This window comes from Mycobacterium haemophilum DSM 44634 (assembly GCF_000340435.2).
GTDB classification, from domain to species: Bacteria; Actinomycetota; Actinomycetes; order Mycobacteriales; family Mycobacteriaceae; genus Mycobacterium; species Mycobacterium haemophilum.
Genome location: NZ_CP011883.2, coordinates 624,035 through 636,778, shown reverse-complemented (window position 1 = coordinate 636,778; position 12,744 = coordinate 624,035). Strand labels below are relative to the sequence as shown.

The 12,744-nt window shown below is 66.6% G+C and carries 13 protein-coding genes; 3 read left to right on the top strand and 10 right to left on the bottom strand.

Annotated elements, in window-relative coordinates; all coding sequences use genetic code 11:
- Nucleotides 1-18: 18 nt before the first annotated feature.
- A complete protein-coding gene (locus tag B586_RS03020) occupies nucleotides 19-1,653 on the top strand; it encodes a DUF7937 domain-containing protein (protein ID WP_236971383.1) in 1,635 nt (544 codons plus the stop codon).
- A gap of 7 nt (nucleotides 1,654-1,660) precedes the next feature.
- Here B586_RS03020 and B586_RS03015 read toward each other — a convergent pair whose 3' ends face one another.
- Together B586_RS03015 and B586_RS03010 are read right to left on the bottom strand one after the other, a co-directional pair.
- Nucleotides 1,661-2,707 carry an NAD-dependent epimerase/dehydratase family protein gene (locus B586_RS03015; RefSeq protein ID WP_047313614.1) on the bottom strand — a complete coding sequence of 349 codons (1,047 nt, stop codon included), beginning with the start codon at nucleotides 2,705-2,707 and terminating at the stop codon, nucleotides 1,661-1,663.
- Nucleotides 2,704-3,492, bottom strand: a complete 789-nt coding sequence (locus B586_RS03010; RefSeq protein WP_231584544.1) for an S-methyl-5'-thioadenosine phosphorylase — start codon at nucleotides 3,490-3,492, stop codon at nucleotides 2,704-2,706. The genes B586_RS03015 and B586_RS03010 overlap by 4 nt, the downstream gene beginning before the upstream one ends.
- A 63-nt stretch (nucleotides 3,493-3,555) precedes the next feature.
- Here B586_RS03010 and B586_RS03005 point away from each other — a divergent pair, with 63 nt between their 5' ends.
- Nucleotides 3,556-4,440, top strand: a complete 885-nt coding sequence (locus B586_RS03005; RefSeq protein WP_047313788.1) for a 1,4-dihydroxy-2-naphthoate polyprenyltransferase — start codon at nucleotides 3,556-3,558, stop codon at nucleotides 4,438-4,440.
- A 69-nt stretch (nucleotides 4,441-4,509) separates the two neighbouring features.
- Here the strand turns inward: B586_RS03005 and B586_RS03000 are convergent, their stop codons facing one another.
- A complete protein-coding gene (locus B586_RS03000; protein WP_047313616.1) occupies nucleotides 4,510-4,845 on the bottom strand; it encodes a DUF4229 domain-containing protein in 336 nt (111 codons plus the stop codon).
- Between the two features lie 57 nt (nucleotides 4,846-4,902).
- Between B586_RS03000 and B586_RS20690 the strand changes: the two genes are divergently transcribed.
- The gene (locus B586_RS20690; RefSeq protein ID WP_156166283.1) at nucleotides 4,903-5,064 is read left to right on the top strand and encodes a hypothetical protein; all 162 of its coding nucleotides are present in this window, start codon (nucleotides 4,903-4,905) and stop codon (nucleotides 5,062-5,064) included.
- Between the two features lie 248 nt (nucleotides 5,065-5,312).
- Here B586_RS20690 and B586_RS02990 read toward each other — a convergent pair whose 3' ends face one another.
- The 7 genes from B586_RS02990 to hemL are packed head-to-tail and all read right to left on the bottom strand — an operon-like array spanning nucleotide 5,313 to nucleotide 12,740.
- Entirely contained in the window at nucleotides 5,313-6,617 is a 1,305-nt protein-coding gene (locus B586_RS02990) for a MinD/ParA family ATP-binding protein (protein ID WP_418001115.1), read from the bottom strand.
- Nucleotides 6,618-6,667: 50 nt separating this feature from the next.
- A complete protein-coding gene (ccsB, locus tag B586_RS02985) occupies nucleotides 6,668-7,696 on the bottom strand; it encodes a c-type cytochrome biogenesis protein CcsB (protein WP_054880720.1) in 1,029 nt (342 codons plus the stop codon).
- A complete protein-coding gene (locus B586_RS02980) occupies nucleotides 7,693-9,300 on the bottom strand; it encodes a cytochrome c biogenesis protein ResB (protein ID WP_082607718.1) in 1,608 nt (535 codons plus the stop codon). The genes ccsB and B586_RS02980 overlap by 4 nt, the downstream gene beginning before the upstream one ends.
- A gap of 38 nt (nucleotides 9,301-9,338) precedes the next feature.
- Entirely contained in the window at nucleotides 9,339-10,136 is a 798-nt protein-coding gene (locus B586_RS02975; protein WP_054880722.1) for a cytochrome c biogenesis CcdA family protein, read from the bottom strand.
- On the bottom strand, nucleotides 10,133-10,750 hold the full coding sequence (locus tag B586_RS02970; protein ID WP_054881097.1) for a TlpA disulfide reductase family protein: 618 nt from the start codon (nucleotides 10,748-10,750) through the stop codon (nucleotides 10,133-10,135). The genes B586_RS02975 and B586_RS02970 overlap by 4 nt, the downstream gene beginning before the upstream one ends.
- A gap of 47 nt (nucleotides 10,751-10,797) precedes the next feature.
- Nucleotides 10,798-11,406 (bottom strand): histidine phosphatase family protein, encoded by a 609-nt coding sequence (locus B586_RS02965; RefSeq protein WP_047313620.1) that lies wholly within the window; start codon nucleotides 11,404-11,406, stop codon nucleotides 10,798-10,800.
- The gene (hemL, locus tag B586_RS02960; protein WP_047313621.1) at nucleotides 11,406-12,740 is read right to left on the bottom strand and encodes a glutamate-1-semialdehyde 2,1-aminomutase; all 1,335 of its coding nucleotides are present in this window, start codon (nucleotides 12,738-12,740) and stop codon (nucleotides 11,406-11,408) included. Before hemL ends, B586_RS02965 begins: the two co-directional genes overlap by 1 nt.
- Between the last annotated feature and the right edge of the window lie 4 nt (nucleotides 12,741-12,744).

Sequence of the window (12,744 nt, the reverse complement as noted above, 5' to 3'; positions counted from 1 at the left end):
CAGACGTCACGTCAGGACGTGCCAGCTGGGACCCAGCACGCGACCGGGCAGCCAACCCAGCGGTGGAACCGCATCCGCGACCTGGTCGCCGCTATTTTGGTCGTCACTGCGCTGTTCCTCCCGTGGAACCTGTATTTCGGTGTCGGCATCCCCGCCAGCAAAGTGCCGTTGTTTGGGCTCCTGGGGGCGGTAACCCTGCTGTCCCTCGGTTCTATCGCCGTCACCTATGTGGGCCCATGGAGGTTGTCTGGAGCTCGGTTCAAGCCCGCCCTGGCCGGCCGGCTTCGTCTGTTACTCAACGTCCCTTACCTGCTGTTAGTGCTCGGCTTCGTCGTCTTCGACGCGTTCGAAGCGATCCGATCCGGTGGCACCGTGCACGTGCCCGGTGGTGTCGGGCCGGGGGCCTGGCTGGGGGCCGCCGGCGCACTGTTGGGCGCGCAACCGGTCATCAGAGGCCCAGCCGCCGACGATGACGAGCACCGGCGGTGGCTGGGGTCCGCTCAGATCATCGGCTACGCGTCGATGGTCGGTGCATCGCTGAGCACCATTTTCAACACGTGCTGGCGGGTGAGGTACGCGTTGCACTCGGGCGGTTCGTCTGACTTTGGCAAGCAAAACATCGCGGTTATCGCGACAGCAGTGGTGTACGGCTCGGTGGCGCTCGCCGCTGTCCTCGTCGCGTCCAGCTGGATTCTTCGCAGCACCAAGGCGTCCCGACTCGCGACCACCGGGCTTGGGATGTCGACGCTGGCGGCTGGGGTCCTGGTGTGGAGCCTTCCCATCGGCCGCGACGTCGACGCGTTCCACGGTATCGCGCAAAACACCTCGACGGCGGGAGTCGGTTACGAGGGTTATTTGGCATGGGCCGCGGCCGCGGCGATTTTCGCGCCTCCAACGCTTTTCGCACTGTACGGCCACCGCGGCGCCGCACCAGACGACCAGAGCCCGCGGCGGGTGGCAGCCCGAAAGGGCTTATTGCTTATCGCGGTGTGGTGCTTGGGATCGGTGTTGATGAGGATCACCGACCTCGTGGTCGCGGTGAGTTTGAATTTCCCTTTCTCGCGCTACGACACCATGACGCTGGCCGCGTTCGATTTGGCCACCGCGGTCCTTGCGATCTGGCTGCGCATCAACCTGGCCAACACCTCGGTCTCCGCGAGGCTGATCTCGTCACTGTGTGGACTGCTCGTCACCATGAGCATTTCTCGGGTTGTTGTGGGCATCGCGTTGGCGCCACGGTTCCAAGCGCCGCCAGGTGGCGGCGGGTGGCATAACCCCATCTACGGAAACAATCTCGCCCACCAGATCACCAGCATCTTCGATGTGGTGCTGTGTTGGCTAGCCCTCGGCATCCTTGTTGCTGCCGTCACCACCGGTCATCTCACCGGCCGACGTCTGCGGCGCCGTGCCGCCCACGCGGCAAAGCGCCGTGTCCCGGCGGCCACTGTCTCGCCGTCAGCTGCGCCAACAACTCGTATCGCGACCGGCATGCCCGACACCGCTGACAACGCAGGGCAGGTACCCACCGCCGTGATGCCGCAGCTGGCTTCCTCACCTCGAATTTTTCGGGGCTCACCGGATCAAGACTCCGTCACCCGCCAGATACATGTCGAGGCGCCGAAGATCTACCGGCCGCCGGACGACGTGAACTAAAGCGCGGCTAGCGCAGCGGCGCGAACGCGAACTCGCACAGACCCTGGCGCGGATCGACGGCCGCGCGGAAGCCCAACACCTCGGCGGCCCGGGCGGGATCCGCGACGATGTGGCGCACGTCCCCGCTGCGGTACTGCCCGGTGACGACCGGCGACACGGCGCTATTCGGGCAACTGCGCGCGTCGCACAGTGCGGTGGCCACCTCGAGGATCGAGATGGGCCGCCCAGAGCAGACGTTGACTGCAGTGAAACCTCCGCGGTCGGCTATTGATAATGCCGCTGCGAGGTTCGCGGCGGCTACGTCGTCGACGTGGACGAAGTCACGCATCTGACCGCCGTCCTCGAAAACTTTTGGTGGATCGCCTTTTTCGAGTGCAGAACGGAAGATCGCCGCCACCCCCGAGTATGGGGTGTCGCGCGGCATGCCGGGGCCGTAGACGTTGTGGTAGCGCAACGCCACCACCGAGCCGCCCGTTGACTCCGACCACGCCAGCGCGTAATGCTCCTGCGCGGTCTTGCTGGCCGCGTACAGGCTGCGGGGCCGCAGCGCCGCATCCTCGTCGACGAGCCGCCACTGCAACTCCTCACCACCGCGCGGGCAACGGTGTTCGAAGATGCCAGCGTCGAGGTCAGCGCGCCGCCGCGGCAACGGATCGACCGGCCCATGCCGCCGACAGTGATAGCGCCCCTGCCCATACACCACCATCGACGACGCCAGCACCAGACGGCGCACCCCAGCAGCGAACATCTGCGCGAGCAGCACCGTGGTGGCGAAATCGTTGTGTCCGCCGTAGGCGGGAGCGTCGGCAGCGTCCACGCCGGCGCCCACCATCGCGGCCTGGTGGCACACCACGTCGACACCGGCCAATAGTGGGTCCAGCGCGTCCACGTCGCGGACGTCGACCCGTCGGCATCCCGGCGGCAACACCGGGTTTGGTCCGTGCGCGGCGGGCAGCAACGCGTCCACGCCGACGACATCGTGACCCGCCGCCAGCAACGCCGCGCCCACCCGGGACCCGATGAAACCGGCCGCGCCGGTCAGTAGCACCCTCATGGCAGCTCTATCGGCAATGCGACGCCGGTGTGCGGCAGACAATGCCCGCAGCTGCGGTCCACGCCGACCCGAGCGATCGACGCGGCTACCAGCTTCTTGAACACCTCGATGTTCTTGTCAAGCTGGGCGAGCAGGTCGACGGCCTTCACCCCATCGCCAACCGCGACACCGGCGTCCAGATCAGTTACTAAAGCGATTGCCGCATAGCATATTTCGAGTTCGCGGGCGAGCACCGCCTCGGGGTAGCCGGTCATGTTGACCAGGCTGAAGCCGGAGGCGGCGAACCACTGGCTTTCCGCGCGGGTGGAAAATCGCGGGCCCTGAATCACCACCATGGTGCCGCCGTCGACCACGCCGGGTAGGCCGCTAACCGCGGCACGCAGAGTCGGGCAATAGGGATCGGCGAAGTCGACATGGACAGCACTGGAGTCGAAGTAGGTATCGACACGGCCGCTGGTGCGGTCGACGAGCTGGTCAGGTACCACCACGGCACCCGGGCCGAGTTCGGGGTTCAGGCTGCCGACCACGCACGGCGCGAAAACTCGCCGTACGCCAAGCGAACGCAGCGCCCACATGTTGGCCCGATACGGCACGGTGTGCGCCGAGTATTCGTGGTGTGCCCCGTGTCGAGGCAAGAACGCGACATCGTGTTCCCCGATAGTGCCGACCGTGACCGGGGCGCTGGGCTGACCATACGGGGTGTCCACGTTGACTTCGCGGACGGTGCTTCCAAACGGGGGCCCAAAGAAGGTGTAGAAGCCGCTGCCGCCGATCACTCCAAGCATTCGCCCATTGTTATGCATACCCCGCGTTTGATTGCATGCGCCGGCCACCGGCAGGATGCGTGGGTGGCTAGTTTCGCTCAGTGGATCTCGGGTGCTCGGCCACGGACGCTGCCGAACGCGGTGGCGCCGGTTGTTGCGGGCACCGGCGCTGCGGCATGGCTGCACTCGGCCGTGTGGTGGAAAGCGCTGCTGGCGCTGGCCGTCGCTGTCGCGCTGATCGTCGGGGTCAACTTCGCCAATGACTACTCCGACGGCATCCGTGGCACCGACGACCACCGGGCCGGGCCAATGCGATTGGTGGGCTCGCGGCTAGCTTCCCCGCGATCGGTGCTGACCGCCGCGATTGTCGGCCTAATGGTCGGCGCGGTGACCGGGTTGGCGCTCGCGCTGCTCAGCGCACCGTGGCTAATCGTGGTCGGCGCTGCCTGCATCGCCGGGGCCTGGCTGTACACCGGTAGCTCGAAACCTTACGGCTATACGGGTTTTGGCGAGGTCGCGGTGTTCGTGTACTTCGGCCTGGTCGCTGTGCTCGGCACCCAGTACACCCAGGCATTGCGGGTGGACTGGGTGGGCTTGGTGCTGGCGATGTCGACCGGGGCGCTGTCGTCGTCGGTGCTGGTGGCCAACAACTTGCGGGATATCCCCACCGACACGCAGGCACACAAGTTCACCTTGGCGGTGCGCCTGGGCGATGCCCGCACGCGGCGGTTGTATCAGGCGCTGCTGGCCACCGCCGGGGTGCTGACCCTGGTGCTGATGGTGGCGACACCATGGTGTGCCGTCGGATTGGTGGCCACGCCGCTGGCTCTGCGCGCCCTGCGGCCGGTGCGCTCCGGCCGGGTGGGGCCCGACTTGATCCCGGTGCTGCGGGACACTGGGCTTGCGATGGTGGTGTGGGCGATCGCGGTGGCTGGGGCGTTAGCCCTGGCGGGGTCGCTGGCGCACTAACAGTGCGCTGACGACTGCGACGGTGCGAATTGTCCTTGTTGGCCCACGCTTTCAGCTCCGCAGCTGGTCTCACTCCTCGTCGGGCAGCGACTCACCGCGCAGCCGAGCCCGTAACTGTTCGCGTTCGAAACGCCGACGCTCGCCAACGACAGCAAGCGCTGCGGTGGCGCGCCGACGCAGCGGACTGAACAGCCAGATGCCCAGGGGCATCGCGATGATCAGAGCGAATAACGCGGCTACGACGATGGGCAGCTGGGTTACCCCCAACAATCGCGCCACCCCGTAAATCGCACCGCTGAGTAGGATCACCAGCAGTAACCGGGCCGCGGCGTAAAGCAAGACGTCGACGACTAGGCGATCTCGATTGTGATCTGCAGCGCTGTTGCTGCTTGGCCCTTCTGACACGGTTTGAGCCTACGGCGCGGGTATATTCGCTCCAAGGAGGTCTCCAAGGAGGTGCGCGTGCTTTACCTGCTCCTCGTCCTGGTTTTAGGGACGCTGATTTACATCGGCTGGCGCGCCGCGCGGTCACAGGCCAACCGGCCGAAGACTCGCGTTATCGGACCCGACGACGATCCAGAGTTTTTGTGGCGACTCGGGCATCGGGACGACAACCCGCGCTAGTGACGATCGCAAGCGCGGCGGAGCCGGGCGCAGCGGGTCGTCACTCATCAAACCCAGCGACGATCGCAAGCGCGGCGGAGCCGGGCGCAGCGGGTCGTCACTCATCAAACCCAGCGACGATCGCAAGCGCGGCGGAGCCGGGCGCAGCGGGTCGTCACTCATCAAACCCAGCGACGATCGCAAGCGCGGCGGAGCCGGGCGCTGGGGGTACCTCCCGCTTGCGGGGGACAGGTCTTCACCCAGCAAACCTAGACCCGCACTAGACGGGGGAACCCGTCCGCGAGAACTGCTGCCAGCTCGGTGAGCGCTTCGCGGGTCTGTCGCCGCAACCGATCCAGGCTGATCTCGGCGCCTTCCTCCAGATGAGGGTCGAAAGGCACCAACCGCACTGCGCGGCAGCGCCGCGAGAAGTGATCGACCACCTTATTGATGTCGACCTTGCCTGTTCGCGGTCGCACGGCGTTGATGACTGCGATCGAGTTGCGCACCAGGCCCTGGTGGCCATGCGCATCCAGCCAGTCCAGCGTCGCCGAGGCGCTGCGCGCGCCATCAATGGATCCCGAGCTGACAACCACCAGAACATCGGCTTTGGCCAACACCGACGACATCGCCGAGTGCAGCAGCCCGGTACCGCAGTCGGTCAGCACCAGGCCGTAGAACCGCTCCAGGATTTCCAGGATGCGGCTGTAGTCGTCGGCGCTGAATGCGTCGGAGACCGCCGGATCGCTTTCCGACGCCAGCACTTCCATCCCGCTCGGGCCCCGCGAGGTGTAGCGGCGGACGTCGCTGTAGCGCTCGATGGTTCCAGCGTCGTGCAGCAATTGGCGCACAGTGGCCGGGGTTTCCAACGAAATCTTCTGGCTCAAGGTGCCGCGATCGGGATTGGCGTCTACCGCCACCACCCGGTCGCCTCGGATAGCGGCGAACGTCGAACCCAGCGTCGCGGTGATGGTGGTTTTGCCGACCCCACCCTTCAACGACAGCACCGCAATCCGGTAGCAACCCCGTACCGGCCGGTTGACCTGGGCCACCAAGTCGTTGTAGTGGGCGGCCCTGGGGCTCTCCCCCAGATTGATCAGCTGGCCGGACAGCACGTAGAGCAAACGCCGCCAGCCCTCCGACGGCGGCGGTTTGACCGGTCGCATGAGCATCCGGGTGGACAATTCCGGATATGGCGTGTGTGGCACGACCTCCGGGCGGTAGGGGGCAGCCACGGGTCCGACGGGTCTGTCAATCTCGCCACCGTAATAGCCGCTGAATTCCGCCGCGTCGACCCGCGGGACGCCGGTAACCAAAGTTGAATCCGAGTACGGCATCTGGGCCGGCGATGCGGGTGCTGTGGGAGGTGTCCCGGCCCGCGAGTCAGGTCCGGGGGGCAGCCGCTGTCTGCGAAATCCCGCAAAGGCGCGGGTCGGTGCTGCGCCGCCGGATTCGCCGGGCGGGCCGCCGGAGTACGGCTGCGGCGGCAACTGTGTTGTCCGATTGTCAGGACTATCGAGGCCGTCACGGCGCTCACGGGTTCGGGGCGTCTGCACCGGTGGATGCTCGGACACGTGAACTTCCCCTTTGCTGCAATCTTGGGGGCCGTCCGTCTACGAACTCGTCAGCCCACTCCCGCATACGAATGCAGGCCTACCGTCACCAGGTTAACGAAAAACAGGTTGAAGACCATGGCCACAAACCCGACCACGTTGATCCACGCTGCCCTCCTGTCCCGCCATCCCGCGGTTGACCTGGCGTGTAGATAAGCTGCGTATACCACCCACGCGACAAATGAAACCGTCTCCTTGGGATCCCAACCCCAGTACCTGCCCCAGGCTTCCTCGGCCCAGATCGCACCGAAGATCACCCCGAAACCAAACACCGGAAACGCAAAGATCGTCGTTCGATAGGCGATCCGGTCCAGGGTCTGTGCGTCGGGGAATCGCCGCACCAGTCGGGCCAGCGCGTATTCACTGCGCTCAGCGTCTTCGGGGTCGGGGTCCGCCAGCCGCGAGGTGCGCAGCAGGAACAAGATGCTGGCGATGCCAGCGACCAGGAACACCCCCGAGCCGAGGCTGACCACGGACACGTGGATGGGCAGCCAGTAGGACTGCAGCGCCGGCATCACCGGTGCGGCATTGGCGTAGAGCCAGCGCCCGGAAATCGTGAGCAGGATCAGCACCGGCACCAGCAAGAAAACCCACAGCGGGCGATACTGCCGGCGGCGCAGCACGATCGCGCCGGCGACCAGCCCGGAAAAGCAGGTCAGGTTGATGAATTCGTACATATTGCCCCAGGGCACCCGCAGGGTGGCCAGGCCGCGCAGCACGATGCACGCCAGCAGCAGACCGATGCCGAGGTAGGCCACGGCCAACCCGGCCCGCCCGACACGTTCGTCGAACGGCCGTTGCGGGGCGTCCATCACGATGCCGGGGGTGGCGCTGTCGGCGGCGACACTATTTTGCGCCCCGGTCTGGGGGCACCTCCCGCTTGCGGGGGACAGCCGCGCGTAGTTGTCTACCCGGCGGCCGCCAACGTACGCCAGCTCGTAAGCCAGCAGCAGCAGGGCGACCACCAGCGCCACCACGGCCGAGGTGAACGCCCAGTCGGAGTAGCGCGCCAGGCCGATGTTGACGTGCAGAGTGTTCATTTGACGTCCACCTGAGAACTCCTTATGGCTGCGGGCGTCCGGTCAGCCGCGACGGGCTCGCCGAGCCCGGCCATTAGCCGCTCCGTCAATCGCTCGAATTCGTCGCCCCACCCGGAATTGTCGGTGCGCGCCAAGCCGCCTAGTTCGACATTCACCGTACCGGCCTCCTCGCGACCAGCCATCGTGAGCCTGACCCACACCCGGCGACGACGCACCACCAGCGACACCACCAGCCCGGCCATCATCGCGATGGCGAAAACAAGCACCCAAGCCTGGCCGGGATCATGCGACACCTGCAGATTGACGAACGGCACGGCCCCGTCAAAGCGGACCACGGTGCCCGCCCCCGGACCTAGGTCAAGCCGGACCTGTTCACCGGCGCGCAGATTGACCCGTTTCTCTTTGGTCAGCCGGCCCTGATCGATCAGCCGGGGATCCAGGGTGAACAATGACTGCGGGCGCCCGCTGTCCAGGCCGGTGTCGCCGCGGTAGATGTCGATGGCTACCGCAGGGGCGTTCAGCGCCGGGAAACGCGACGACAATAGGGTGCCGTCGAGCTGCTCGGTCGGTGCCAATAGGCCCTGGATCGCGATCTCGTGTTGACGACGCTCGCTCGCGTTGGGATAGCTGCCCGCGGGCGGGTCGATGCGTGCCACGCCCGACGACAGCAGCGTCTGCGGGTTGTCGGGTCGCCATTGCACGGTCGACGTGCGCGTCTGCCCGTCGGGGAAGGTCACGGTGAAGGTGGGCGCGTAGCCGTGGCCCTGCAAGTACACCCGGTCACCGCCGATGCGCAGTGGGTGGTTGACCTCCAGCCGGTAGGGCCGCCAACTATTCACCGTCAGATCGTGGCCATCCTGATAGTCAATATCCGCGGCGAACGAGGTGGCCTGTCCCGAGGGCAAGTACTGCGCCGCAAAGTCGTTGACCCGAATGCACAGCTGGTGCAACGACGTGCCGTCGACGGTGTTGCCGGCGCGAAACGAGTCGAACGCGGCCGGCGATGCTGAGCAGAAACCGGGGCCGCCGTCGGCGATGACAACAACATTGCCCTCGTAACCGAACAGCTTGCCGACGGCCACCGCAACCAGCAGACCCAGCAGCGAGAAGTGAAAGACCAGGTTGCCGAATTCACGCAGGTAGCCCTTCTCAGCGGACACCTCTACCGTTTCGGAGACAGCGCCGTCGTGAGTGCGGGTGGCCGTGCGCCAGCCGCGCAGCCGACCGGCGATGACGCGTGCCAGGGTCTCGGCATCACCGATGGCCGCACAGCTGGCGTGTTTGGGCAGCCGGGCCAGGTTGCGTGGGGCCGCCACCGGCGTGGCGCGCAGGCTGCGGGCATGCTCGATCATCCGCGGGGTCAGGCAACCGACCAGGGATACGAACAGCAGCGCGTAGATGGCGGTGAACCAGAAGCTGGAGAACACGTCGAAGGCCTGCAACCGGTTCAGCCACGGCCCAATTATCGAGTGAGCAGCCAGGTAGTCGTCGACCTTGCCGGCGTTGAGGCTGCGCTGCGGCAGCAGCGCACCGGGTATGGCGCCAAGCGCAAGCAAAAACAGCAGCACCAGCGCGGTGCCCATCGAGGTCAGCGCGCGCCACATGTTACGCACCCAGGCCAGCAGCCGCGTGAGAACCTGCGTCAAATCGACACCCTCACGTCGCTGACGACGGCATCCCGCAGCCACGAAACGAAGTCATCCCACACCCCGGCGATCAGTGCCGCACCGATCGCAATCAGCAGCATGCCACCAAAGACTTGGATGGCCCGGCTGTGTTGTCGCAGCCACCCCAAGCCGGCCACCGCCCGCGCCGAACCGAACGCTAGCAAGACGAACGGGATTCCGAGGCCCAGGCAGTAGGCGATCACCAGCACGATTCCACGCATCACATTGGCGCCGTCGGTGGTCGCGGCGACGGTAATTACTCCGCTCAACGTCGGCCCGAGGCACGGCGTCCAGCCGAGCGCGAATACGGCGCCGAGCACCGGCGCGCCCGCCACCGTCGTCAACTGCCGCGGACTGAACCGGGCTTGGCGCTGCAAGGTCGGGATCAAGCCCACGAACACCAGCCCCATCACAATGGTCAGCACGCCTCCGACCCGCTGCAGCAGCACCTGATTGGTGGTCAGCATGGTGGTCATCCCCAGGACGGCGACGGTGTCCAGCACGAACACCGTGGTGAACCCGGCAACAAACAGCGCCGCAGACCCCGCCACCCGCCACCGGGCGGCGGGTGGGGCTTTGATCGCGCCCGACCCTGGGAGCGCCTCTTCGTCAGAGACACCGTCGACCCCGACGACCGCCGCCAGATACGACAGGTAACCAGGCACTAGCGGCACCACACACGGCGAGGCGAACGACACCAGCCCCGCCAGCACACACACCCCTAGTGCCACCAGCAGCGGTCCCGCAGCGGCAATCTCGGTGAAGCCGGTCATTGACCGGCTTCCTGGGCCAGCCGCGCCACCACGGGTTGCAAATCCCCGGCGAGCAATTCCCGCAGAAATACCGCCGCGACCCGGTGCTGACGGTCCAGCACCAACGTGGATGGGATCACGGTGGTCGGGTATTTGCCGCCGAAAGCAATCAGGGTCCGCATCGCCGGGTCATAGATCGACGGGAACGTGACATGGCGGTCGTTGACGAAATCCTGAGCCGCCTGGCGGTTGTTATCGCGGACATCGATGCCTAGAAAAGACACCGAGGACACTCCGGATCTCCGCGTGGCGTCATAGACCTGCTGCAATTGGGTCACCTCGGCCCGGCAAGGCCCGCACCATTGGCCCCACACGTTGATGACGACGACCTGGCCCGCAAAGGGTTCCGCGTCCAGCGACAGCGTGCGCGCCGGATCCATCAGGTCCGGCCCGGAAAGCGGCCCCGGGCGGCCGCGGCTCGCGGGCGGATCGTAGAAGATGTCGGTCTTGCCGCCGGGCGAAACGAATTCGAAGGTGCCGCCGTGGACTACCGCATCGCGACCCGAACAGCCCGCGAGCAGCGTCACCAACGTCACCAACACTGCCCCGACGATCGCCAGCCGCCAGATGATCATGGCGCCACTCCTCCGCATCGCTTCGCTCTGCATCGTCACCGGCGCGATCAAGTGCCCGCCGGCTGGGAATACTGCACGTCGACCAGCCGGTCACCGTCGTAGACGAAGGTGGTCACCGAGCCCAACGCGCAGTCTCGGCGCCGCGGATCGTGCCAGAGCCGCTTGCCGGTCAGGTGTAGCCGCAGCGTCCACACCGGCAGTTGATGGCTGACGCACACCACCTCATGGCCGGCGCCGCGGGCGCGTGCCTTCTCCATCGCGGTCGTCATCCGGGCCGCGATCTCGACGTAGGACTCCCCCCACGACGGGGTGAACGGGTTACGCAGCTGCCACCACACCCGCGGGTCCCGCCAAGCGCCGTCTCCGGGGCCGACGCGCCGCCCCTCGAAGAAATTGACCGATTCGATCAGATCGGGGTCGGTGTCCACGGGCAGGTTGTGTTTCTCGGCGATGGGCGCCGCGGTCTCCTGCGCCCGCTGCAGCGGGGAGGCGATTACCGCGACGACATCACGATCGGCTAGTGCGGCGGCGACCGCGGCCGCTTGCGCTCTGCCCGTCTCAGACAGGCCGAATCCGGCGAGCCGGCCGTAGAGGATTCCTGTGGGGTTGTCCACCTCGCCGTGACGCACCACGTGAACCCGGGTTTGCTCGGCCATCAGGACTTCCGCTTTCGGGCGGCGGCTGCGGCCGCGGCAGGCAGCGCATCAGCGATACGGCCGAACGCGTCGTCGTCGAGAGCAGCCGAGACGAACCACGCTTCGAACGCACTGCACGGCGGGTAGACGCCCGCGTCGAGCAGGGCATGAAAGAACGCTGGATAACGCCAGATCTGACTGTTGCGGGCAGACGCAAAGTCGGTCACCGCCGTTTCGGAGAAGAACACGCTGAACATATTTCCGGCCCGCGGAATCTGGTGTGGCACACCGGCATCCGTGAGCGCCTCGGACAACAGCGTAACTAACCGGTCGGCATTGCTATCCAGTGCGGCATAGACCGCGTCGTCGGCGGCCCGCAACGTTGCCAATCCGGCGGCCATCGCCACCGGGTTACCCGACAGCGTCCCGGCCTGATACACCGGCCCCAGCGGCGCCAGCCGCTGCATCACCTCGGCGCGCCCGCCGAACGCGGCGGCCGGCATTCCGCCGCTCATGACCTTGCCGAAGGTAAACAGGTCAGCGGCGACCGGATCGAGTCCGTACCAACCACTTCGGCTGACCCGGAAACCGGTCATCACCTCGTCGATGATCAGTAGCGCACCGTGCTCGGCCGTGATCGCGCGCAGCGCCGCGTTGTAGCCGGGTGCGGGTGGGACGACTCCCATATTGCCGGGACTGGCTTCGGTGATCACCCCGGCGATCTGGTCCCCCAACTGGGCGAACGTCTGCCGAACGGCATCGATGTCGTTGTAGGGCAACACAATTGTGTCAGCCGCGGCGGCGCCGGTAACCCCCGGCGAGGATGGCAGGCCCAGCGTCGCCACCCCAGAGCCCGCGTCAGCCAGCAGCGCGTCCACATGGCCGTGATAGCAGCCGGAGAACTTGATGATCTTGGCCCGGCCGGTGAATCCGCGGGCCAACCGGACCGCGCTCATGGTGGCTTCGGTGCCGGAGTTCACCAGCCGTATCCGCTCGACGGGCGCCACCCGCCCGATGATCTCGGCGGCCAGCTGCGTCTCCGCCGGCGTCGGCGCCCCGAACGACAACCCGGAGGCGGCGGCCGTGGCGACGGCGTCGACCACGGCGGGATGCGCATGGCCGAGGATCATCGGCCCCCACGAGCAGACCAGGTCGACGTAGCGGTTACCGTCGGCGTCGGTGAGCCAGCAGCCGCGCGCTTCGGTGATGAAGCGCGGGGTGCCGCCGACCGCCGAGAAGGCGCGTACCGGGGAATTCACCCCACCGGGAATGACGGCGCAGGCATCCTCGAACAGCTGCGCCGAGATGCTGACGGCTGGGCCGGCCGGTGCGGTTGCCTGGTCAGTACTGGCCATGACG

Excerpts from the sequence above, each read along its gene's own strand:
- B586_RS03015 (WP_047313614.1), bottom strand. The coding sequence starts at position 2,707 with ATGAGGGTGCTACTGACCGGCGCGGCCGGTTTCATCGGGTCCCGGGTG.
- B586_RS03010 (WP_231584544.1), bottom strand. The coding sequence starts at position 3,492 with ATGCTTGGAGTGATCGGCGGCAGCGGCTTCTACACCTTCTTTGGGCCC.
- ccsB (WP_054880720.1), bottom strand. The coding sequence starts at position 7,696 with ATGAACACTCTGCACGTCAACATCGGCCTGGCGCGCTACTCCGACTGG.
- B586_RS02980 (WP_082607718.1), bottom strand. The coding sequence starts at position 9,300 with ATGTGGCGCGCGCTGACCTCGATGGGCACCGCGCTGGTGCTGCTGTTT.
- B586_RS02975 (WP_054880722.1), bottom strand. The coding sequence starts at position 10,136 with ATGACCGGCTTCACCGAGATTGCCGCTGCGGGACCGCTGCTGGTGGCA.
- B586_RS02970 (WP_054881097.1), bottom strand. The coding sequence starts at position 10,750 with ATGATCATCTGGCGGCTGGCGATCGTCGGGGCAGTGTTGGTGACGTTG.
- B586_RS02965 (WP_047313620.1), bottom strand. The coding sequence starts at position 11,406 with ATGGCCGAGCAAACCCGGGTTCACGTGGTGCGTCACGGCGAGGTGGAC.
- hemL (WP_047313621.1), bottom strand. The coding sequence starts at position 12,740 with ATGGCCAGTACTGACCAGGCAACCGCACCGGCCGGCCCAGCCGTCAGC.